The organism is Streptomyces xylophagus (assembly GCF_000716435.1).
In the GTDB taxonomy this organism is placed as follows: domain Bacteria; phylum Actinomycetota; class Actinomycetes; order Streptomycetales; family Streptomycetaceae; genus Streptomyces; species Streptomyces xylophagus.
This window is the reverse complement of the sequence record NZ_JNWO01000005.1, coordinates 230,203-251,127: the sequence shown is the minus strand read 5'-3', so window position 1 is coordinate 251,127 and position 20,925 is coordinate 230,203. Positions and strand designations below refer to the sequence as shown.

22 protein-coding genes and 1 riboswitch are annotated in these 20,925 nt (G+C 70.4%); of the genes, 14 read left to right on the top strand and 8 right to left on the bottom strand.

What is annotated here, in order from left to right; genetic code table 11:
* Positions 1-14 precede the first annotated feature (14 nt).
* Both OO70_RS12485 and OO70_RS12480 read right to left on the bottom strand, forming a co-directional pair.
* Entirely contained in the window at positions 15-317 is a 303-nt protein-coding gene (locus OO70_RS12485; RefSeq protein ID WP_020270782.1) for an urease subunit gamma, read from the bottom strand.
* A 288-nt stretch (positions 318-605) separates the two neighbouring features.
* On the bottom strand, positions 606-893 hold the full coding sequence (locus OO70_RS12480; protein ID WP_043668474.1) for a type II toxin-antitoxin system Phd/YefM family antitoxin: 288 nt from the start codon (positions 891-893) through the stop codon (positions 606-608).
* Between the two features lie 63 nt (positions 894-956).
* Between OO70_RS12480 and OO70_RS12475 the strand changes: the two genes are divergently transcribed.
* The 3 genes from OO70_RS12475 to OO70_RS12465 all read left to right on the top strand — a co-directional run bounded on the left by OO70_RS12475 (position 957) and on the right by OO70_RS12465 (position 2,937).
* Complete coding sequence (locus OO70_RS12475) at positions 957-1,592, top strand: ATP-dependent Clp protease proteolytic subunit (protein ID WP_043668471.1); 636 nt, start codon at positions 957-959, stop codon at positions 1,590-1,592.
* A 7-nt stretch (positions 1,593-1,599) separates the two neighbouring features.
* Positions 1,600-1,908, top strand: a complete 309-nt coding sequence (locus tag OO70_RS12470; protein ID WP_043668467.1) for a hypothetical protein — start codon at positions 1,600-1,602, stop codon at positions 1,906-1,908.
* 372 nt (positions 1,909-2,280) lie between these two features.
* A riboswitch (cyclic di-AMP (ydaO/yuaA leader) is annotated at positions 2,281-2,460 on the top strand.
* 3 nt (positions 2,461-2,463) lie between these two features.
* A complete protein-coding gene (locus OO70_RS12465; RefSeq protein WP_043668464.1) occupies positions 2,464-2,937 on the top strand; it encodes a C40 family peptidase in 474 nt (157 codons plus the stop codon).
* A gap of 96 nt (positions 2,938-3,033) precedes the next feature.
* Here OO70_RS12465 and OO70_RS12460 read toward each other — a convergent pair whose 3' ends face one another.
* Positions 3,034-3,492: an ATP-binding protein gene (locus tag OO70_RS12460; RefSeq protein WP_043668461.1), complete on the bottom strand. Its 459-nt coding sequence runs from the start codon at positions 3,490-3,492 to the stop codon at positions 3,034-3,036.
* A 212-nt stretch (positions 3,493-3,704) separates the two neighbouring features.
* On the opposite strand from OO70_RS12460, the gene OO70_RS12455 reads away from it, so the two are divergent.
* Entirely contained in the window at positions 3,705-4,574 is an 870-nt protein-coding gene (locus OO70_RS12455; protein ID WP_043668458.1) for a helix-turn-helix domain-containing protein, read from the top strand.
* 9 nt (positions 4,575-4,583) lie between these two features.
* On the top strand, positions 4,584-4,808 hold the full coding sequence (locus OO70_RS12450) for a DUF397 domain-containing protein (RefSeq protein ID WP_043668455.1): 225 nt from the start codon (positions 4,584-4,586) through the stop codon (positions 4,806-4,808).
* Between the two features lie 44 nt (positions 4,809-4,852).
* Here OO70_RS12450 and OO70_RS12445 read toward each other — a convergent pair whose 3' ends face one another.
* The gene (locus OO70_RS12445; protein ID WP_043668452.1) at positions 4,853-5,980 is read right to left on the bottom strand and encodes an 8-amino-7-oxononanoate synthase; all 1,128 of its coding nucleotides are present in this window, start codon (positions 5,978-5,980) and stop codon (positions 4,853-4,855) included.
* Between the two features lie 147 nt (positions 5,981-6,127).
* Between OO70_RS12445 and bioB the strand changes: the two genes are divergently transcribed.
* The 4 genes from bioB to OO70_RS12425 are packed head-to-tail and all read left to right on the top strand — an operon-like array spanning position 6,128 to position 9,917.
* The gene (gene bioB / locus OO70_RS12440; protein WP_043668450.1) at positions 6,128-7,372 is read left to right on the top strand and encodes a biotin synthase BioB; all 1,245 of its coding nucleotides are present in this window, start codon (positions 6,128-6,130) and stop codon (positions 7,370-7,372) included.
* The gene (locus tag OO70_RS12435) at positions 7,365-8,657 is read left to right on the top strand and encodes an adenosylmethionine--8-amino-7-oxononanoate transaminase (RefSeq protein ID WP_043668448.1); all 1,293 of its coding nucleotides are present in this window, start codon (positions 7,365-7,367) and stop codon (positions 8,655-8,657) included. The genes bioB and OO70_RS12435 overlap by 8 nt, the downstream gene beginning before the upstream one ends.
* A gap of 1 nt (position 8,658) precedes the next feature.
* The gene (bioD, locus tag OO70_RS12430; RefSeq protein ID WP_051741135.1) at positions 8,659-9,432 is read left to right on the top strand and encodes a dethiobiotin synthase; all 774 of its coding nucleotides are present in this window, start codon (positions 8,659-8,661) and stop codon (positions 9,430-9,432) included.
* Entirely contained in the window at positions 9,429-9,917 is a 489-nt protein-coding gene (locus OO70_RS12425) for a hypothetical protein (RefSeq protein WP_234336831.1), read from the top strand. The genes bioD and OO70_RS12425 overlap by 4 nt, the downstream gene beginning before the upstream one ends.
* Before the next feature lie 42 nt (positions 9,918-9,959).
* Here the strand turns inward: OO70_RS12425 and OO70_RS55930 are convergent, their stop codons facing one another.
* On the bottom strand, positions 9,960-13,043 hold the full coding sequence (locus OO70_RS55930; RefSeq protein WP_407702764.1) for a LuxR C-terminal-related transcriptional regulator: 3,084 nt from the start codon (positions 13,041-13,043) through the stop codon (positions 9,960-9,962).
* Positions 13,044-13,157: 114 nt separating this feature from the next.
* On the opposite strand from OO70_RS55930, the gene OO70_RS12410 reads away from it, so the two are divergent.
* Entirely contained in the window at positions 13,158-13,844 is a 687-nt protein-coding gene (locus tag OO70_RS12410; protein ID WP_043668440.1) for an esterase/lipase family protein, read from the top strand.
* Positions 13,845-13,974: 130 nt separating this feature from the next.
* Positions 13,975-14,670: a class I SAM-dependent methyltransferase gene (locus OO70_RS12405; protein ID WP_043668438.1), complete on the top strand. Its 696-nt coding sequence runs from the start codon at positions 13,975-13,977 to the stop codon at positions 14,668-14,670.
* Here OO70_RS12405 and OO70_RS12400 read toward each other — a convergent pair whose 3' ends face one another.
* Together OO70_RS12400 and OO70_RS12395 are read right to left on the bottom strand one after the other, a co-directional pair.
* Positions 14,671-15,045 (bottom strand): hypothetical protein, encoded by a 375-nt coding sequence (locus OO70_RS12400; protein WP_043668435.1) that lies wholly within the window; start codon positions 15,043-15,045, stop codon positions 14,671-14,673. It lies immediately after the preceding gene.
* Between the two features lie 5 nt (positions 15,046-15,050).
* A complete protein-coding gene (locus OO70_RS12395; RefSeq protein WP_043668432.1) occupies positions 15,051-15,290 on the bottom strand; it encodes a hypothetical protein in 240 nt (79 codons plus the stop codon).
* 250 nt (positions 15,291-15,540) lie between these two features.
* Here OO70_RS12395 and OO70_RS12390 point away from each other — a divergent pair, with 250 nt between their 5' ends.
* The 3 genes from OO70_RS12390 (at position 15,541) to OO70_RS12380 (ending at position 19,953) form a co-directional block, all read left to right on the top strand.
* A complete protein-coding gene (locus OO70_RS12390) occupies positions 15,541-16,371 on the top strand; it encodes an ABC transporter ATP-binding protein (RefSeq protein WP_043668429.1) in 831 nt (276 codons plus the stop codon).
* A 4-nt stretch (positions 16,372-16,375) separates the two neighbouring features.
* A complete protein-coding gene (locus tag OO70_RS12385) occupies positions 16,376-18,946 on the top strand; it encodes an ABC transporter permease (RefSeq protein ID WP_043668425.1) in 2,571 nt (856 codons plus the stop codon).
* Between the two features lie 104 nt (positions 18,947-19,050).
* Positions 19,051-19,953: an LLM class F420-dependent oxidoreductase gene (locus OO70_RS12380; RefSeq protein WP_043668421.1), complete on the top strand. Its 903-nt coding sequence runs from the start codon at positions 19,051-19,053 to the stop codon at positions 19,951-19,953.
* On the opposite strand, the gene OO70_RS12375 is transcribed toward OO70_RS12380, so the two are convergent.
* The gene (locus tag OO70_RS12375) at positions 19,848-20,744 is read right to left on the bottom strand and encodes a helix-turn-helix transcriptional regulator (RefSeq protein WP_078651368.1); all 897 of its coding nucleotides are present in this window, start codon (positions 20,742-20,744) and stop codon (positions 19,848-19,850) included. The genes OO70_RS12380 and OO70_RS12375 overlap by 106 nt on opposite strands.
* Between the last annotated feature and the right edge of the window lie 181 nt (positions 20,745-20,925).

Below are 20,925 nucleotides of genomic sequence, written 5' to 3'. Positions count from 1 at the left end.
GTCGCTCCCCTTCGTCAGACGATCGGGTCGTGGACGGTGACGAGCTTGGTGCCGTCCGGGAAGGTCGCCTCGACCTGTACGTCGTGGATCATCTCGGGGATGCCCTCCATGACGTCGTCCCTGGTGAGCAGCTTGCGCCCGGAGGACATCAGCTCGGCGACGGTACGGCCGTCACGGGCGCCTTCGAGGATGTGCGACGTGATGAGGGCGATCGCCTCGGGGTGGTTCAGCTTCAGACCACGGGCCCGGCGCTTCTCGGCCACGTCGGCCGCCACATGGATCAGCAGCCTCTCTTGCTCGTGCGGGGTCAGTTGCACGCTCCCACCTCACAGTCCTCGCTCCGGACCGTGCGGGGTCCGGTTGCCGCTTGAACGCTCCGCTCGGAGTGCGGGACGTCATCCGCGGGCCCGTCGTGGCTGGTCGCGCAGTTCCCCGCGCCCCTTCGGGGGCGCTGCCGAACCGCAGCGGACTTCGCCGGACCCGCTCAGCCCCCAGGGCAAAATCCCTGGTGGCATCGATCGGCAGGCTAGTTGGACCGAGTTTCAAGCAAGTTAACCGAGCTGTGATCAGGACAATCACATCTACGCCCGTAGAGCACGCCCGCGCTAAGCGGGATTCGACCCCCGGTGCTCGGCCGCGATGCCGAACCGCTGGTGTTCGCGAGGAGCGGACGCGACCTCGCGGACGTGCGAGACGGCACTGATCACCTGCTCGTCGGCGTTCGCGTCGAGCTTGTCGAGCTCGTCGAGTCGCTCCAGGTCGGCGGCGGAGACCAGCGCGACAAGGGGCTTGCCGTGCCGTGTCACGACGACGCGCTCACCGCCGTACACCACCCGGTTGATCAGGTCGGCGAGCTCAGCCCTGGCTTGTGTCACCGGAATCTCGTAGGCCATACCCCCATCATAACGTCATGTACGTCCTGTACATTTCTTACAGATGCCGAAGGAGGGGTACCCATGACCCGACCGTCCGCCCGCCACGTCCTGCCGGAGTTCTCCGAGCGCACCAGCTCCGGGCACCGGACCCTCGACCCGTACTCGAAGCTGCTGGAGGAGCGGATCGTGTTCCTCGGGACGCCGATCGACGACATCTCGGCGAACGATGTGATGGCCCAGTTCATGCACCTCGAGTACCAGGCGCCGGACCGGGACATCTCGCTGTACATCAACTCGCCCGGCGGATCGTTCACCGCGATGTCGGCGATCTACGACACGCTCCAGTACGTCAGTTGCGACGTGGAGACGATCTGCCTGGGCCAGGCCGGCTCGTCCGCCGCGGTGCTGCTGGCGGCGGGCACTCCGGGCAAGCGGTCGGCGCTGCCGGGTGCGCGGGTGGTGATCCATCAGCCCTCGTTCACCGAGCCGGTCCGGGGTCAGGCGAGTGATCTCGTCATCCAGGCCGAGGAGTTGGCGCGTACGCGGGCCCAACTGGAGGAAATGCTGGCCCTGCACACGGGCCGGACGGTGGAGCAGGTGAGCGCGGACATCGAGCGGGACCGGATCATGAACGCCCAACAGGCCCTGGAATACGGGTTGGTGGACCGGATCGTGACCACCCGCAAGTCCTCGTTCACCGAGCAGGGCGGGGAGTGAGCCGACGATGCTGCCGCCGGAACTTCCGCCGCTGCCCGCACTGACGCGCGCCGAGGGCGAGTTGATCGATCGTTACCTGGATGTGGCCGATCTGCTGGGCCGTATCAACCCGGCGCACCACGGGGACACGTACCGTGGACTGCGGGCCGCTCAGGCGCTGGTGGCCAAGGCGACCCAGTTGCGGGACGCTCTGGCGCTGATGCACCAGCGGGGCGAGACCGAGTTGCACGCGCCCACGCTGGCGCGTGCGCTGCGCGTGCTGGACGGGGAGCGCCGCACGGCGCGCGTCACCCTCCCCGCACCCTCCGACAGTTGAGGGACGCGGAGCCGTTCCCGGCGGACGCGTCTCGCCAAAGGCGCGTCCGGAGCGGAGTCGAAACGGACCAAACGGCGTACCCCTGTTCGGAGTAGACACCCCTCCTTCCACAAGCCCGTTGGGGTTGCGCAACGCGCGTAGTCCAGTGGGGACGGTGAGGCGTTCCGCCGCTGGTCCGGGGGCATTTGACCCCCTCGACACCTATTCGAACATCATGGTGTCCACCCGAACGGGTGAGTGGTGAGTAACCCCACAAATCCCCGATTCCGTTGGGATTTTCGGACATCCATAGGTGAAGATCCCTGTCTGACGACAAGACCCCGCCGCAGCGGCGGGGCGATCTGGGCGGACGCCGAGTCCTGCCGCCGCCCGGATGACAGGTCGACAGGATTGCATCGGCAGGAGTGGAGGACCCAAGCACGACGGGTCGCCGGAACGGTCACGCCATGGCCGGGTCGAGCAGCCCTTGGGGTGAAGCCGCGTCAGCGGCCGGGCAACTTTGTCAGCCCGAATCCGACAGGTCATCCTTCACAGGCGGCTGACGAAGGGTTGCGCATGACTGCGCTCAATCGTGTCCCGTCGCTGATGGTCAGGGCCGGTACGGCCTCGGCTTTCGCCATCGCCGCCGTCGGCGGCTCCGTCGTGATACCGGGCGTCGCATCCGACGCCGCGGCCGCGACACCCGCGACGAAGGCACTTCAGGTGGCCGCCTCCAAGAAAGGCTCCCCGTACAGGTACGGGGCCACCGGTCCGGGCCGCTTCGACTGCTCCGGGCTCACGCTGTACTCGTACAAGAAGGCGGGCAAGAAACTGCCCCGTACGGCGGCCCAGCAGTACAACAAGACCCACCACATCTCGGCCAAGAGCCGCAAGGCCGGGGACCTGGTGTTCTTCCACTCGGGCTCCAGCGTCTACCACGTCGGCATCTATGCCGGGAAGGGAAAGATCTGGCACGCCCCGAAGACCGGGGACGTGGTGCGTCTGCAGAAGATCTGGACCAAGAGCGTCTGGTACGGCCGGGTCAGCTAGGACAGAACCTGGCCCTCGCTGAACCCCCCGAGGGGGTGGCTGCCCACCTGACGGGCCGCCACCCCCTCGGGTGCTCCCGGGCGTTCGGGGCGCGCGCTACGGCTCCTGCTGGACCGCGGTGGTCACCGGACGGGCCGGTACCGTCCAGGGCACCTCGATGGAGACCGTCTTCCCGCCCTCCCGAGTGGCCCGGACCTTGAGTTTGCCGCCGCACTCCGCGGTCAGCCAGCGGATGATGACCATGCCGCGGCCGTTGTCCTGCTGGACCGCCGCGGGCAGGCGTTTGGGGAAGCGGGGATGGCTGTCGGTGACACCGATGCGCAGCTGTTCGTCACGCTCCAGCTCGATGTCCACCGTGAAGGTGGGTGACTGCCCGAAGGTGTGCTGTACGGCGTTGGTGGCCAGTTCGGAGACGATGAGGCGGATGGTGTCGGCGACCTCCGCGTCCGCCGGCAGTCCCCATTCCGCGAGAGTCCCGACCACGTAGGTGCGGGCGGTGGAGACCGAGGCGGGATCGCTCGGCAGAGTGACGGATGCTTCCAGATGGTCTGCCATGGCGCGGTCGTCCCTTTCCCGCGGGACCGGTGTCCGACACGGAGCGGATGGTTCGAGTACGGTCCCGGACTGGTGCTTCTTCGCCAGACTGCCATTACCGCGTCGCCAACGGTGCCGATCCACCAAGATATGCATATATCTGTCGCTCGAAGCGGTGAACTCTGCGAACCCAGACTCTATTTGGGCGGCTCGGAAGGAGTAAGGAGAAACCCATGCAGTACGGTCCCGCGGTGCGCCGCCGGAAACTGGGTGCCGAACTGCGCGCGCTGCGCGCGGGGGTGGGACTCACCAGCGGTGAGGCGGCCCGGCTGGTCGGCTGGCACCAGTCGAAGGTGAGCCGGATCGAGACCGGCGCGAGTGGCGTGAAAGCGCCCGACGTACGGTTACTTCTGGACGCCTATCAGGTCGGCGACGCACAACTTCGGGACATGCTGCTCGTGTTGGCGGGCTCCGAGGACGGCGGCGGCCGGCACCACTGGTGGCACGCCTATCGCGGTGTACTGCCGCCCGCCTACCGGGACTTCATCAGCCTGGAGTCGCAGGCCAGCACGATCCGCACGCTGGAGACCTCGGTGGTCCCCGGCCTGTTGCAGACGCCCGAGTACGCCCGGGCGGTGACCCGGGCCGCCGTGGGCGGGCTCGACGACGACGGGACCGAGCGGCTCGACGCGCTGGTGCAGGTGCGGCTGGCCCGGCAGGACGTGCTGCGGGTGGATCCGCCGCTGGCACTGAGCGTGGTCCTCGACGAGGCGGTGTTGCGCCGGGAGGTCGGCGGGCCGAGTGTGATGGCACGTCAGCTGGAGCGGCTCATGGAGGCGGCCCACCTGCCCCAAGTGAGGCTTCAGGTCTTGCCGTTCGCCGCAGGAGCGCACATCGGCATCACCGGCCCTTTCGTAATCTTCTCCTTTCCGAGCACTTCTGATCTGGACGTGGTTGTTCTCGACCACTTGACGAGTAGCCTCTACCTCGAACGGAAAGAAGACCTAGAGGCCTACAGCGAGGCCTTCAACACCCTTCAGTTCCACGCCCTTTCGCCCGAGGATTCGTTGGATTACATCGCCGGGATAGGTGACGGCGCGTAAGGAGGCACCATGTCTGCACTGCCTCGGAACGTACCTTCGAGTACCGATCTGCACGGGGTGCGGTGGCTGCGCAGCAGCTACAGCACGGGAGCGAACAACTGCGTCGAGGCGGCCAGCCCGCGCTCAGGCCCCGGCACGGGGCTGCTCGCCGTACGCGACTCGAAGGAACCGCAAGGACCCGCCCTGCTCTTCTCCCCCGAGAGCTGGACGGGCTTCCTCACCGCGTTCCACTGATCGGTTCCCCCATCGTCAGCGGCACACGACCGTGTCACGCCGACTCATGGTCGCGTCTCGCCGATCACACGTACAGCGCGTTCGATCTCCGCCCCGGAGAGGTCCGCTCGGGCGGTCAGCCTGAGCCGTGAGATGCCGTCGGGCACGGAAGGAGGACGGAAGCAGCCCACGGCCAGCCCTGCCGCACGGCAGTCGGCCGCCCATTGCACGGCCGCCTCCGGGGACGGCGCGCGCACCGAGACCACGGCGGCGTCCGGACGTACCGCTTCCAGACCCGCGGCGGTCAGCCGCGCGTGCAGGTCACCCGCCACGGCGCGGGCCCGGGCAGCCCGCTCGGGCTCGCGCCGCAGCAGGGTGAGCGCCGCCAGCGCGGCACCCGCCGCCGCAGGCGCCAGTCCCGTGTCGAAGATGAACGTCCGTGCCGCGTTGACCAGATGGTCGATCACCCGGGCCGGCCCGAGCACGGCCCCGCCCTGGCTGCCCAGCGACTTGGACAGCGTGACCGTCACGACCACGTCCTCGGCCCCGGCGAGCCCCGCCGCGTACGGCGCCCCGCGCCCACCGTCGCCCAGCACCCCGAGCCCGTGCGCGTCGTCGAGCAGCAGCCCCGCCCCGGACTCCCGGCACGCCTCGGCGAGCGCGCCCACCGGCGCCGCGTCCCCGTCCACGGAGAACACCGAGTCGGACACGACGACGGCCTGCCCGTCGTGCGTCCGCAGCGCCTTGCGCACTCCGTCCGGATCGGCGTGTCCTACGACCTGGGTGGCGCCCCGGGCCAGTCGGCAGCCGTCGATCAGCGAGGCGTGGTTGCCCGCGTCGGAGACGATCAGCGAGCCGTGCGGCGCGAGGGTGGTGACCGCGGCGAGGTTGGCCGCGTAGCCGGACGAGAAGACGAGGGCCGCCTCGAATCCGCAGAACTCGGCCAGTTCACGCTCCAGTTGGACGTGCAATTCGGTCGTTCCGGTGACGAGCCGCGACCCGGTGGACCCGCCGCCCCAGGTCCGCGCCGCCGCGGCGGCCCCCTCGACGACCTCGGCGTGATGGGCCAGACCCAGGTAGTCGTTGCTCGCGAGATCGAGGAGCGGCGAGTCGGCGGGACGCGGCCGCAGAGTGCGTACGAGCCCGGCGCGGCGGCGCTGCTCCGCCTGGTCGTCGATCCAGCCGAACGCCATGGTTCCTCCGGGACTTTTGTAGGCAGTGCACAGACAGTAATCGGACGACCAGCCGCCCAGGATGTGGCAATACCCACACGTCGAACCCCGTCTCTTGTCCGATCTCTCCTTGGCCGCGGGCGGTCCCGTAGGACAGGATCGGGCCTCATGGACCTGCTGAACACGCTCGTGGACAAGGGGCTTCGGCGTGAACTGCCGACCCGCGCGGAAGCACTCGCCGTCCTCGCCACCTCCGACGACGACCTGCTGGATGTCGTGGCCGCGGCCGGAAAGGTGCGCCGGCACTGGTTCGGCCGACGGGTGAAGCTCAACTACCTCGTCAACCTGAAGTCCGGCCTGTGCCCCGAGGACTGCTCGTACTGCTCGCAGCGGCTCGGTTCCAAGGCCGACATCCTGAAGTACACGTGGCTGAAACCCGACGACGCCTCGAAGGCCGCGGCGGCCGGTGTGGCGGGTGGCGCCAAGCGGGTCTGTCTGGTGGCCTCCGGCCGGGGCCCGACCGACCGGGACGTGGACCGGGTCGCGGGCACCATCAAGGCGATCAAGGACCAGAACGAGGGCGTCGAGGTGTGCGCCTGCCTCGGCCTGCTCTCCGACGGCCAGGCCGACCGGCTGCGCGAGGCCGGCGCGGACGCCTACAACCACAACCTCAACACGTCCGAGTCGACGTACGGGGACATCACCACCACCCACACCTACGCCGACCGCGTCGACACCGTGCAGAAGGCGCACGCGGCCGGCCTGTCCGCCTGCTCCGGCCTGATCGCCGGCATGGGCGAGACCGACGAGGACCTGGTGGACGTCGTCTTCTCCCTCCGCGATCTCGACCCGGACTCGGTGCCGGTGAACTTCCTGATCCCGATGGAGGGCACCCCGCTCGCCCAGGAGTGGCACCTCACCCCGCAGCGGTGTCTGCGCATCCTCGCGATGGTCCGCTTCGTCTGCCCGGACGTCGAGGTGCGCATCGCGGGCGGCCGTGAGGTCCACCTGCGCACGATGCAGCCCCTCGCCCTGAACCTCGCCAACTCGATCTTCCTCGGCGACTACCTCACGTCCGAGGGCCAGGCCGGCCACACCGACCTGGAGATGATCGCGGACGCGGGCTTCGAGGTGGAGGGCGCGGGCGAGGTGACGCTGCCGGAGCACCGGGCGGCTGTGGCGACGGGTGGGTGCGGTTCGCACGAGAGCGCGGGCTGCGGGTCGCACGAAGGTGCCGGGTGCGGTTCGACGGAGGGCGCCGGATGCGGTGGGCACGAGGGCGCTGGCGTCTGCGGCTCCAGCGCCCCTGCCACGTCTACGTCCGCCCCCGTGCCGCAGGTCGACGAGGTCCGTCGCGACCTGGTCTCCGTACGCCGTCGAGGTGCCGGAACGGATCTCGCGCCCAATGCCTGACCCGACCGGCCGCCTGCCCGTCCCGGAGCTGCTGGAACTGGACCGGCGGCACGTCTGGCATCCGTACGGCCCGATGCCGGGCCGCACAGAACCGCTCGTCGTCGCGTCGGCGAGCGGGGTGCGGCTCCAACTCGCGGACGGCGCGGGCGAGTTGGTCGACGGCATGTCGTCCTGGTGGTCGGCGATCCACGGCTACAACCACCCCGTGCTCAACGAGGCCGCGCGCGAGCAGCTGGGCCGGATGAGCCACGTGATGTTCGGCGGGCTCACCCACGAGCCCGCCGTACGGCTGGCGAAGCTCCTTGTCGACATGTCTCCCGACGGCCTGGAGCACGTGTTCCTGGCCGACTCGGGCTCGGTGTCGGTCGAGGTCGCGGTGAAGATGTGCCTGCAGTACTGGCGCTCGCTCGGCCGCCCCGCGAAACAGCGCCTGCTGACCTGGCGCGGCGGCTACCACGGCGACACCTGGCAGCCGATGTCGGTGTGCGACCCCGAGGGCGGGATGCACGAGCTGTGGTCGGGAGTTCTGCCGAGCCAGGTGTTCGCCGACGCACCACCGACCGAATACGAAGACTCGTACGCGGCCCATCTCCACGAGCTGATCGAACGGCACGCGCACGAACTGGCCGCGGTGATCGTGGAACCGGTGGTGCAGGGCGCGGGCGGGATGCGGTTCCACTCCCCCGCGTATCTGCGAGTGCTGCGCGAGGCGTGCGACGCGCACGACGTGCTGCTGGTGTTCGACGAGATCGCGACGGGTTTCGGCCGCACGGGAGCCTTGTTCGCGGCGGACCACGCGGCCGTCACGCCTGATGTGATGTGCGTGGGCAAGGCGCTGACCGGCGGCTATATGACGATGGCGGCGACGCTGTGCACGTCACGCGTGGCGGACGGCATCTCGCGCGGCGAGGTGCCGGTCCTGGCCCACGGCCCGACATTCATGGGCAACCCGCTGGCGGCGGCCGTGGCCTGCGCCTCGCTCGAACTCCTCCTGACCCAGGACTGGTTGACGGAGGTCAAGCGCATCGAGGCGGCCCTGCGGGAGGGCTTGGCCCCGGCGTCAGGAATCCCCGGCGTCAGGGACGTCCGCGTCCTCGGCGCCATCGGCGTGGTCCAACTCGACCACCCCGTCGACATGAAGGCCGCCACGGACGCGGCCGTCCGCGAGGGCGTGTGGCTACGGCCGTTCCGCGACCTCGTCTACACGATGCCGCCGTACGTCACGGGCGACGCCGACGTGGCGCGCATCACCCGCGCGGTGTGCGCGGCGGCACGGGAGGGATGACATGCCGGTACTGGTGATCACGGGCACGGGCACGGAGGTCGGCAAGACGATCACCACGGCCGCGGTAGCCGCAGCGGCGGTCGCGGCCGGCCGCACGGTGGCCGTCCTGAAGCCCGCCCAGACGGGTCTACGGCCGGACGAGCGAGGGGACGCCGACGAGGTCGCGAGACTCGCGGGCACCGTGACGGCGGCCGAACTGGCCCGCTACCCCGAGCCGTTGGCCCCCGGCACGGCGGCACGCAGGGCCGGTATGCGTCCGGTTCGCCCGCACGAAGTGGCGGAAGCGGCCCAGAAGTTGGCCACAGAGCACGACCTCGTGCTGGTCGAGGGTGCGGGCGGGCTGCTCGTACGGTTCGACGCGGAGGGCGGCACGCTGGCGGACGCGGCGCGGTTGCTGGGCGCCCCGGTGCTGGTCGTGGCGTCGGCGGGTCTGGGCACCCTGAACACCACGGAACTGACGGCCCGTGAACTCCGTTCCCAGGGGCTCGACTTGCTGGGCGTGGTGATCGGCAGCTGGCCCACCGCACCTGACCTGGCTTCCCGTTGCAATGTGGCCGACCTGCCGGAGGTGTCCGGGGCACCGCTGCTCGGCGCGTTGCCGGAGGGGGCGGGGGCGCTCACTCCGGCGGACTTCCGTGCGGCGGCGCCTAGTTGGCTGGCGCCGCGGCTTGACGGGACGTGGGATGCGGAGGGGTTCCGGGCGCGGGAGGCGGCGGCACCCATGGATACCGTCATTGCCTCGGCGTTTCCTGCACCGTCTCAGGGGGGCAAGTGAAGTCGGAGAACGTCATCGCGTTATGCGCTGTGCTTATCGCGTTGTGTTCCTTGACCGTCTCGATCTACGAAGCCCGGGCATCGCGTCGCCACAATCGAAACTCCGTGCGCCCCATCCTCCAGCTCCATCGGATCTGGCATCACGGAAGCCGTACTGGTATCCGCCTCAGCAACTGCGGTCTCGGCCCCGCCATCGTGACCAGCAGCAGAGTATGGGTCGACGGTGAGGCGATCGGGCCGTGGACGTCAGCGTGCGCAAACCGGCTGAGCGACGGGCTGTCCATCCGGCCCTCGTACTCGACCTTCAATGAACAAGAAGTGTTCGCCGTGGACCGGGAGAAGTACCTGCTGAGCGTCCCGACGTACAGCCCCCAGGATCACGCGGACTTCGAGGCCCTGATTCAGGACCGCATCACGGTGGAGATCCGATATGACTCCCTCCACGGCGGAGAAGGCTTCCGTACGGTTCTGACTCCCAGTAGCTGACGGGACCGACTGGCCCGGGGAACTACAGACCGACGCCCCGGTTCAGGAAGCCTCCCCTTCAGCCAGCAACCGCACCAGCTCGATCCGCGACCGAATGCCCAACCGGCTGAAAACTCCGCGCAGATGGTGGTCGATCGTGCGCGGGCTGAGCGCGAGGCGGACGGCGATCTCGCGGTTGGTGGCGCCGTCGGCGGCCATGCGGGCGACCATCAGTTGCTGGGCCGTCAGGCGGGTGGTCGGCGCTCCGGGTGCAGGCAGGGCGGTCGCTCCCACCGGCGTGCCGAGGGCGCGGAGTTCGGCGCGGGCCTGGGCGGCGCAGTGCGGGGCGCCGAAGGACTCGAAGGCTTCCAGCGAGGTGTGCAGCCGGTCTCGGGCCTCGGTGCGGCGGCGCAGTCGGCGCAGCGCACCGCCGAACAGCAGCTCGGTGCGGGCCCGTTCGAAGTCGCGGGTGCCGCGTGCGTGCAGGTCGAGGGCGGTGCGGTAGTGATCGACGGCTTCGTCGCCGGGTGCGAGCAGGGCCCGGCAACGGGCGCTGAGGGCAAGGTCGTCGGGGCTGCGGACGGCGCGTGCCCAGCGGTCGTAGTCGGCGTGTGCTGCGCGGGCGATACGGGTGTCGCCGCTGCGGGCGGCGGCCTCGACGTAGTGCGGGGTGGCCAGGTGCCGGATGGCCCGGTGACCGTGGCCCGGGCCGAACCCGGCGAGCGCGCGCAGCCGGGCCGCGGCTGCGGCGAAACGGCCACTGCTGAGGTCGAGGTAGGCGAGCGCCCATTGCGCGAGGGCGGCCGGCAGGCCCAGCCCACGGCCGAGGGCGTACGAGCGGGCGGCTGCGGCTCGTTCCCGGCAGACGTCCCCGTCTCCGGTCAGCGCCGCGAACATGGCGAGCGCTGCCTGCAGATGACACGCGCCGTTGTCCTGTCCGGTCGCGTGGGCCTGCCACAGGGCGTCCGCCGCGGCCGTCTCGGCGGCCCGTGGATGCCCGGTCCAGAACTCGGCGTAGGCCCGGAACTCCATCGCCTGCGCCACGATCACGGTCGCGCCCCGCGCCCGGGCCGAGGCCGCCGCCCGCACGGTGGCGGTGGTGGCGCGGGTGTGGTCGCCGAGCATCAGGGCGGCGATCCCGGCGTGGATGAGGAGGGTGGGGTCACCCCCGGGTCCGCATCTCCCGGCGGCGGCCTTGAGCAGGTCCCTCGCGTCCTCGTACCGCCCCTCGAAAGCGGCGGCCAGTCCCCCGAGCGTCCCGTGCGGCACGATCCCGAGCCGGGAAGCGACAGCCGCCGCCTCCCGGCACCGTCTCAGGTCCCCGGTGTAGACGGCGGCCTCGGTGGCCCGGGCGAGAAGGTGAACTGCGTGATCCAGGCCGGGAGTTCGGGGCACGGCGGTGATGGCGACGGGGGGCGTCCCGGTCGTTCGGGGTGCCGCAGTCGACGGGGGCGTGGCCGCTCGAGGGGGTGCGGTCGATCCGGGTATCTCCGTCGATCGTGCCGTCTCAGTCGACGGGGGTGCCCCGGTCGATCCGGTTGTCGCGGCCGCCTGGGGTGTCCGAGCCGACCGGGCCGTCTCCGCCGACCGGGGTGCACCAGCCGACGGGGCCGTCTCAGCCGACCGGCTTGCCTCAGTAGAACCGGTCCTCTCCGCCGACCCGGGTGTCCCCGCCAACCGGGCCGACTCGCCCGACCGCGACACCCCAGTCGACCGGGGCACCTCCGCCGCCCGAGGCGCCCTAGCCGTTCGAGCCGCTTCAGCCGACGGGCGTGCCTCAGTCGATCCGGCCGTCTCCGCCAACCTGGGTGTCCCCGCCAACCGGGCCGACTCGCCCGACCGCGACGCCCCAACCGCCCGGCCCATCTCAGTCAACCCGGGCACCTCAGCCGATCGAGCCGTCTCGGCCGACCGGCATGCCTCAGTCGAACCGGTCCTCTCGGCCGACCCGGGCGTCCCCGCCAACCGGGCTGACTCGCCCGACCGGAGTTCCCCAGAAGACCGGGCCGTCTCCGCCGACCGGCCCGCCTCGGTCAATCCTGTCGTCTCCGCCGACCCGGGCGTCCCCGCCAACCGGCTTGACTCGCCCGACCGCGACGCCCCAGCCGACGGGGCCGCCTCAGTCGAACCGGGCGCCTCAGCCGATCGAGCCACCTCCGCCGACCGACGTGCCCCAGCCGACCGAGCCGCCTCAGCCGACCGGAGTACCCCTGCCGACCCGGCCGTCCCCGCCGCCCGAGGCGCCTCGCTCAAGGAGCCCGCAGACTCCCCCAACTCCCGCCGCCCCACCGCGATCAGCAGCGCGTCGAACGCCTCGGCCGCGTTCCCCGCCCGCAGCGCGAACACCCCGTTCAACGCGTCGCTGTCCGTGGTGGCTGCGAGTCTTCGGGCCCGGTCGCCCTCGCCGGACTGCCAGGCGTCGCCGGCGGCGCGGTTGAGGAGGCGGGACTGTTCGCGGGGGTCGCGGGAGAGCGCGGCGGCGCGTTCCACCAGGGCGCAGGCGAGGGTGTGTTCACCGGCGTCGCGTGCCTGTTGGGCAGCCGTGCGGAGTTCCGCCGTGAGCCGCACGCTGGGGCCGAGCGCACCCGCGCCCCGATGCCAGGAGCGTCGCGGAGTCTCGCCCTCCGCACGCAACACCCGCGCCAGCAACCGGTGGACGTCCCGCCGGTCCGCCGGGGACCCGGTCTCGTACGCGGCGATCCTCGTCCACGCGTCGCGGAACACGACCCCGCCGGCGGTCGCCTGCGCGACCCCGGCCGTCTCGGCGGCTTCGAGGGGCCGGGTGTCGAGCCGCCCGGCCGCGACGGCACGCAGGAAGGCGTGGGTGGCGACCGGGTACTGGTCCGCCGCGGCGAGGAGAAGGAGCAGGCGGGTGTCGTCGGGCAGGGCGCGGATCTCCCGGCGGTGCCGGTTCAGCAACTCCGGTGCCAGGGAGGCCGGTTCAGTCGGGAGGGGGTCGAGGCCCGCGGCCTGGCGTGGGGTCAGGCGCGGGAGGAGTTCGGCGGCGGCGCGCGGATCGCCGTAGGTCGCGCGCAGTACCCGGATGCGCACGCCTTCGGGGAGCGCGGGATCGGAGGTTCGCCCCGTGTCGATGCGCGACGGTGGCGAAGTGCGGTCTAGAGAAGTGGGGTTCACCGGAGTCAGCACACAACTGACGTTACTGGCGAGTTAATTCACCCGTAAAGACCGGCGATTTCGCCGATGCGGCGCGCGTAGACCCCGCTGACACTCCTGACAACCCCACCCGTATCAGGAGGCATCATGCAGCGCCACAAGCGTCGCATCGCCATGGCCCTGTCGGCCGTGACCACCTCGCTCCTTCTGTCACTCTCCCTGGCCTCGACGCCCGCGCAGGCGGCGAGCCACAACCCGATCGTGTTCGTACACGGTCTGAGCAGCGACTCCACCAGCTGGGACGACTGGATCGCGGACTTCGAGGCGGACGGCTACTCGTCCTCCGAGCTGTACGCGATCTCGTACGACTGGACGAAGTCGAACGTCACGACCGCTTCGACGCTGTCGACCTACATCCAGTCCGTCCTGTCCAAGACCGGCGCGTCGAAGGTCGACCTGGTGGTCCACTCCATGGGTGCGCTCAACAGCCGCTACTACCTCAAGAACCTCGGCGGGACCTCGTACGTCGACGACTTCGTGTCCGTCGCCGGGGTGAACCACGGGACGAGCATCGCCTCGCTCTGCGGCTGGCTCTACACGTCCTGCAAGGAGATGCAGACCGGGAGTTCCTTCCTCACCGCGCTCAACTCCGGTGACGAGACGCCCGGCAGCGTGTCGTACGCGGCCTACTGGTCGGACTGCGACGAGGCGATCAACCCGGACACCTCGGCCGAGCTGAGCGGCGCGACCAACGTCGACGTCGGGTGCATCTCGCACACCGACATGAACAACGACCACGGCGTCTACGAGCAGGTCCGGGACTTCATCTCCTGAGCCTGACCCTGGCCCTGGCCCTGGCCCGGTTCCTGCTCCTTCCCCGGCGGCAGCGGGGGTGGTCAAGGGCGGCAGGGGGGACAATCCCGGTAAGGACCGGTTTCCGGCCGGTCCGGTCCGGGAGGTCGCCATGCCGCTACGGTCCGCAGGCTCCGGCACGATCGGCACTGTGCCGCGGGACGCCGTCCACCACCCGCTGTTCGCCCGGTACTACGCCCGTTTCAGCGTGAGCGCCGAGTCACGGCTCGGCCTCGCCGGGATGCGTGACCGGCTGCTCGCCGGGCTCTCCGGGCGGGTGATCGAGATCGGCGCCGGGAACGGCCTGAACTTCGCGCACTATCCGAGCGCCGTCTCCGAGGTCGTCGCCATCGAGCCCGAGCGGACCCTGCGGCACCTGGCCGTGGAGTCCGCGCTCCGCTCCGAGGTGCCCGTCGACGTGGTGCCGGGCGCGGCGGAGAAGCTGCCCGTCAAGAGCGAGGCCTTCGACGCGGTCGTCCTCTCGCTGGTGCTGTGCAGCGTGCGCGATGTGCCGAGGACGCTCGCCGAGGTACGGCGGGTGCTGCGGCCCGGCGGAGTCGTACGGTTCTTCGAGCACGGCCGCGGCGGCGGACCGGCGATGGCGTTCACCCAGCGCGCCCTGGACCGCACGCTGTGGCCGCCGCTGAACGGTGGCTGTCATCTGGCCCGCGACCCGGTCGCCGCGCTGCGCGCCGCCGGGTTCGAACTCGGGCCGTACCGGCGGGTGTTGATCCCGGAGAAGGGACCCACGCTGCCTACGTCGTACTGCGTCCTGGGTACCGCGTGGCGCCCTGCCACCGAGGAGTGATCACAGGCTCCACTGGCGCAGCTCGTGCGCGATGTCGTCGACCGACGCCTCGCCGCTCTTCACCAACCGGGCCAGATCGCGGACCTGTTCGGGCGAGGTGACGACCTTCAGGCCGCTGGCGACGAGGTAGGCGTATGCGACGGCGGAGGCGAAGAGGGCGTTGGAGCGCTCCAACGCGGGGACGTGGATGAGCAGTTGGAGTAAGGCGGCGGCGCGCGCGTACGGGCTGTCGTAGACCGGAACGTCGAATATGTCGGCCTGGTGGCGCGCCACGGCGGCGACGAGCGCGCCCCAGTCGGTGACCTGGGGGTCACCCGGTGTCTTCTGTTCGGCGAGCATCAGCAGCCAGGCGAGGTCGATCCTGAGGTTGTTCAAAGGGATCAGCGGCGACCTTCGCGGGTGCTCTCCCCGTCCGCGCCGAACTCGTCGGCGAAGACGGACTCGTACTGCTTCATGAAGTCGGCCGCGGCTTCGACGAACGTGTGGCCGACCTCGCCGGTGTCCTGTCTGACCAGCTCTTCTATGTACCGGTTGACGCTCATGCCACGCGCCAGGGCACGCTCACGGGCCGCGCGGGCGGTGCCCTCGTCCACGCGTACGTTCAGCTGGGTCTTCGCCATACCTAGACGCTAGCGCCGGATCGCTAGCACCCGCAAGGCACCCGCAAGGGCTCCTCCGACGGGTGGAGAGTGCCCCTTACACCGGTATCGGGGGCCCGACCTGGGACGGAGACCGCCTCGGTCGTACGGGGGATATCGGCTGTGTGGCGCGTCACACTAGGCTCGGCCCGCGAGGAAGACGGAAGAAGGCAGAAGAAGGCATCGGAACGTCTCGGAACGTCGACGAGCGAGGGAATCCCAGGGGGCTGTCTTGTCCACATCTGCTGCGGAGCACGCTCCGGGTCAGGCTTCGGCCGGCGAGAACGCGGCCCGTGCCCGCGGTCTGACCAAGGCCTACGGCTCGGGCGAGACGACCGTGCTTGCCCTGGACTCGGTGGACGTGGATATCGCGCGCGGCCGTTTCACCGCGGTCATGGGCCCTTCGGGCTCCGGGAAGTCCACGCTGATGCACTGCCTGGCGGGGCTCGACAACGTCTCGGCCGGACAGGTCTGGCTCGGCGACACCGAGATCACGGGGCTGAAGGACCGCGAGCTGACCCGGCTGCGCCGGGACCGGATCGGGTTCATGTTCCAGTCGTTCAACCTCATCCCGACCCTGAACGCGGCCGAGAACATCACGCTGCCCATGGACATCGCCGGCAAGAAGCCTGACCAGAAGTGGCTGGACCAGGTCATCGACACGCTCGGGCTGCGGGACCGCCTCAAGCACCGGCCGTCCCAGCTGTCCGGGGGCCAGCAGCAGCGCGTGGCCTGCGCGCGGGCGCTCGCCTCCCGGCCCGAGCTGATCTTCGCGGACGAGCCGACCGGCAACCTCGACTCACGGGCGGGCCTCGAAGTCCTCGGCTTCCTGCGCGACGCCGTAGACCAACTCGGCCAGAGCGTGGTCATGGTCACCCACGACCCGGGCGCCGCCGCCCACTCCGACCTGGTGCTCTTCCTCGCGGACGGGCGGATCGTGGATCAGATGGAACGGCCCACAGCGGACGCGGTGCTGGAGCGCATGAAGCGATTCGACCTGGTCAGGAGCCAGTTCGACGGCGCCGCCGGGAACACGACCGACGTAACCCTCGACAAGGACTGAACCCGTGCTGAAGGCGACCCTCCGGAGCTTCCTCGCGCACAAGGGGCGGCTGCTGCTCTCCGCGCTGGCCGTCGTGCTGTCGGTGGCGTTCGTGGCCGGCAGCCTGATCTTCTCCGACACGGTGACCCGCACCTTCGACCGGCTCTTCGCGTCCACGTCCGCCGATGTGACCGTGGAGCCGAAGCAGGACCTCAAGTCCTCGGTGCCCACCGGCGCGACCGAGACCGTGCCCGCCTCGCTCGCCGGCCAGGTGGCGAAGGTGGCCGGGGTCGCCGCGACCCACGCCGACGTGTCCGTCGAGAACATCGTGGTCGTCGACAGCAAGAACAAGTCCGTCGGCCCGACCACGGGCGCGCCCACCATCGCCACCGACTGGTACCTCACCGACCGCAGCCCGGTGAAACTGACCTCGGGGCACGCCCCGCAGGGTGCCAGTGAAGCCCTCCTGGACGCGGACACCGCCGACAACAAGCACGTGAAGATCGGCGACACGCTGACCGTGCAGGCACAGCCCGGCAGCTTCAAGGTCCGGATCGTCGGCATCGCCACCTTCACCACCACCAACCCGGGCGCCGCGCTGGTCTTCCTCGACCCCGCCACCGCGAAGGACCAGTTGCTCGGCGCCCCCGACCGGGCAACCAGCATCTCGGTGGACGCGGCGAAGGGCGTGACCGACGCCGTACTCAAGCAGCGGGTGACCGCAGCGATCGGTTCGCCCGGTACGTACGACATCAAGACCGCCGACGAGCAGGCGAAGTCGGCCGCCGCCGACCTGGGCGGCTTCCTCGACGTGATCAAGTACGTCATGCTCGGCTTCGCGGGCATCGCCGTCCTCGTCGGCGTCTTCCTGATCGTCAACACGTTCTCGATGCTGATCGCCCAACGCACCCGCGAACTGGGCCTGTTGCGCGCCCTCGGCGCCGACCGCAAGCAGGTGCGGCGGTCGGTGCTCACCGAGGCGCTGCTGCTCGGCCTGGTCGGTTCGACGCTGGGTCTGGCGGCCGGGATCGGGCTCGCGGCCGGGCTGATCAAGCTGATGACCGCGTTCGGCATGAACCTCAAGACCACGGAGATGGTGGTCGGTTGGCCAACTCCCGTTGCGGCGTACGTCGTCGGTGTCGGCGTCACCTTCGTCGCCGCGTATCTCCCGGCCCGGCGTGCCGCGACCGTCTCACCGATGGCGGCCCTCGCGGACGCCGAAGTCGCCGGTGTGGGGCGGCCGTTGAGGGTGCGTGCCGTCGTGGGTTCGATCGTCGGGGCGATCGGAGTGGCCGCGCTCGCGGGCTGCGCCGCCGCGACGAAGACCGCCTCGTCCGCCTCCTTCCTGGGCCTCGGCATCGTCCTGACCCTGATCGCGACCGTGATCGCGGGCCCGCTCCTGGTCCGCCCGATGATCCGGGTGCTGGGCGGCGCCTTCCCCGCCCTGTTCGGCTCGGTCGGCCGGATGAGCCAGCGCAACGCCCTGCGCAACCCGCGCCGTACGGGCGCCACCGCGGCGGCCCTGATGGTGGGGCTCGCGCTGGTCGGCGGGATGTCGGTGGCCAGCGCCTCCATGTCCAAGTCCTTCGACCAGCAGATCGACAAGACCCTGGGCGCCGACTTCGTGATCCAGAACGGCAGCTTCGTTCCCTTCTCCAAGGAGGTCACGGACCGTGTGCGGGCCACCCAGGGCGTCGGTCTCGTCGTACGGGCCCGGTTCGCACCCCTCGCGGTCCGACTGCCGGACGGCAAGCGGGTGGAGACGACGGCGGCCGGTTACGACACCCCACTCGACGACGTCGCCCACATCAAGTACGCCCAGGGCAACACGACTTCGGCACTCGCCGCCGGACATCTCGCCATGGACGTGAACTTCGCGAAGGACCATCAGGTACGACTCGGCAGTGTGCTCCCGGTCGAGTTCCCGGGCGGACGCACCACGCAGTTGACGGTGGGCGCCCTCAGCGACCAGGGCTCCTCGGGCGGGTTCGGGACGCAGGGCGGGCTGTTCTTCGGGATCGCCACGGTCGAGAAGTACGTCCCGAACGGCCAGGACTCCACGCTGTACGTCAACGCCACGTCCGGCACCGGCGCCGACCAGCTCCGCAAGGCGCTGGACACGACGCTGAAGCCCTATCCGCAGGTGCAGGTACGCGACGAGGCCGACTACAAGAAGCTGATCCACGACCAGATCGCCGTACTGCTGTACCTGGTGTACGCGCTGCTCGGGCTGGCCATCGTCATCGCGGTGCTCGGCGTGGTCAACACCCTTGCCCTGTCGGTCGTCGAGCGCACCCGGGAGATCGGCCTGCTGCGCGCGATCGGGCTCGGGCGGCGCCAACTGCGGCGGATGATCCGGCTGGAGTCGGTGGTGATCGCGGTGTTCGGCGCGGTGCTGGGGCTCGGTCTCGGCCTGGTGTGGGGCGTCTGCGCGCAACAAGTCCTGGCGCTCCAGGGCATGAAGGCGCTCGCGGTGCCGTGGAGCACGATCGTCGCGGTGGTGATCGGCTCGGCGGTGGTCGGCATCGTGGCGGCACTGCTGCCCGCGTTGCGCGCGTCCCGCATGAACGTGCTGGCGGCGATCGCACACGAGTGAGGGAATCGCGGCGGTCACTCGAGTCGCCTGCCGCCGAGGAGAGTTGTCACAGTCACACAAGTCGCCTGACACTCACCCAAGTTGCCTTCTGTCGAGGAGAGTTCATGCCGCGCCCGTTCCGCTTCGGGGCCAGTCTGCTCACGTCCGCGCCCGCCGCCGAGTGGAGCGCCAAATGCCGCCGGGCGGAGGAACTCGGCTACGACGTGATCCTGGTCCCCGACCATCTGGGCATGGTCGCGCCGTTCCCGGCACTGGTCGCGGCGGCGGAGGCGACCGAACGGCCGCAGGTGGGCACGTTCGTGCTCAACGCGGGCTTCTGGAACCCGACTCTGCTGGCCCGCGAAGTGACGACGACCAACGACCTGACGGGCGGGCGCCTCGAACTCGGCCTCGGCACCGGCTACGTACAGGCGGAGCACGACACGGCGGGGCTGCCCTTCGGTTCGCCGGGGGAACGCGTGGACCATGTACGGCGTACGGTAGAGGAGTTGGAACGGCTGCTGGACGCGGCGGAGTGCCGGGTCCCGCTGCTCCTCGGCGGCAACGGCGACCGCATGCTGCGCCTCACCGCCCAGCACGCGGACATCGCGGCGTTCACGGGTGCGCGTCTGGTGCCGGGCAACACCGAGGGCAGGCTCGCACCGGTCGATGCCGCCGAGTTCGGCCAACGGGTCGCCCGGTACCGGGAGTTCGCGGCCGACCGCGCGGAACCCGCCGAACTGAACCTGCTGATCCAGCTGGTGGCGGTGACCGACGACCCGGCGAGCGCGCTCCGCCCGCTGCTGGACCGCCGGCCGGACCTCACCCTGGAACAGGTCCTCGACCTCCCGGTCATGCTGGTCGGCACCCTGGACCACATCACCGCGAAGCTGTGCGCGCTGCGCGAGCGGTACGGGTTCTCCTATCTCACCGTGCTGGAGCCGTACTTGGAGGCGTTCGCGCCGGTCGTCGAGGAACTGTCCAGCAGGAGCATCGCGTCGTACTCGGACGTCCCCGGCTCCGCGTAGTACGACACCATCCGGTGCCCGCGGCTGCCCTCCAGCTCCATTCCCTGGTAGCCGAAGGTGACGTCGCCGACCATGGGGTGGTGGAAGGTCTTGCGGCCGGTGGTGTTGCCCTTGACGTCGTACTGCTCCCACAGGCGGGCGAAGTCCGGGCTCTTGAGCAGGAGTTCGTCGACGAGGTCGGTGAGGTCGGGGGCGTCCGGTTCGACACCGGCGAGGGTGCGGAGGCGGGCGACACAGCCGCGGACCTGGTGCTCCCAGTCCTCGAAGAGCGTGCGGGCCATGGGGTGCAGAAAGACGTAGCGCACGATGTTGCGCCGACCCGGCGGCCAGTCCTCCATGCCGGCCATCAGACGCAGCCCGCCCGGGTTCCAGGCGATCACGTCCATCGTGCGGTCGACCACGTGGGCGGGGTACGGGCGCAGGCTCTCGAGCAGCAGTTCCACGCCGGGCGCCACGGTCCGGCTGAGCACGGGCGCCGGGTCCGGCTGCGTGCGCGCGGCTCGGGCGGCGAGGTCGCGCAGATGCTCGCGTTCGTCGCCGTCGAGCAGCAGGGCTGCCGCGAGGGCGTCGACGACGGACGGGCTGGGGTTGGTCTCCTTGCCGCGTTCCAGGCGGATGTAGTAATCGATGCTGACTCCGGCGAGCGTGGCCAGCTCCTCGCGGCGCAGGCCGGGCGTGCGCCGCAGCCCGGGTCCCAGCGGCAGTCCGACCTCCGCGGGAGTCACCCGCGCCCGACGGGCCCACAGAAAACGCCCCAGCTCACCGCCACCACCGGCCTGCTCACGTGCCATGCGATCCAGTCTGCCAGCCCCTTGACCTGCGGGACAGCGGAGTGAGGGGCCCTGTCACACCCCCGAAGACGAGCGAGGGACTTCGCCGTTCCGGGGTGGCTCGCGAGGACGTGTTCGTCTGTCGGCAGGTCGTACCGAAACCCACTGGCCGCCCGTGTCCGCGCTCTGCTTGGCTCATCGC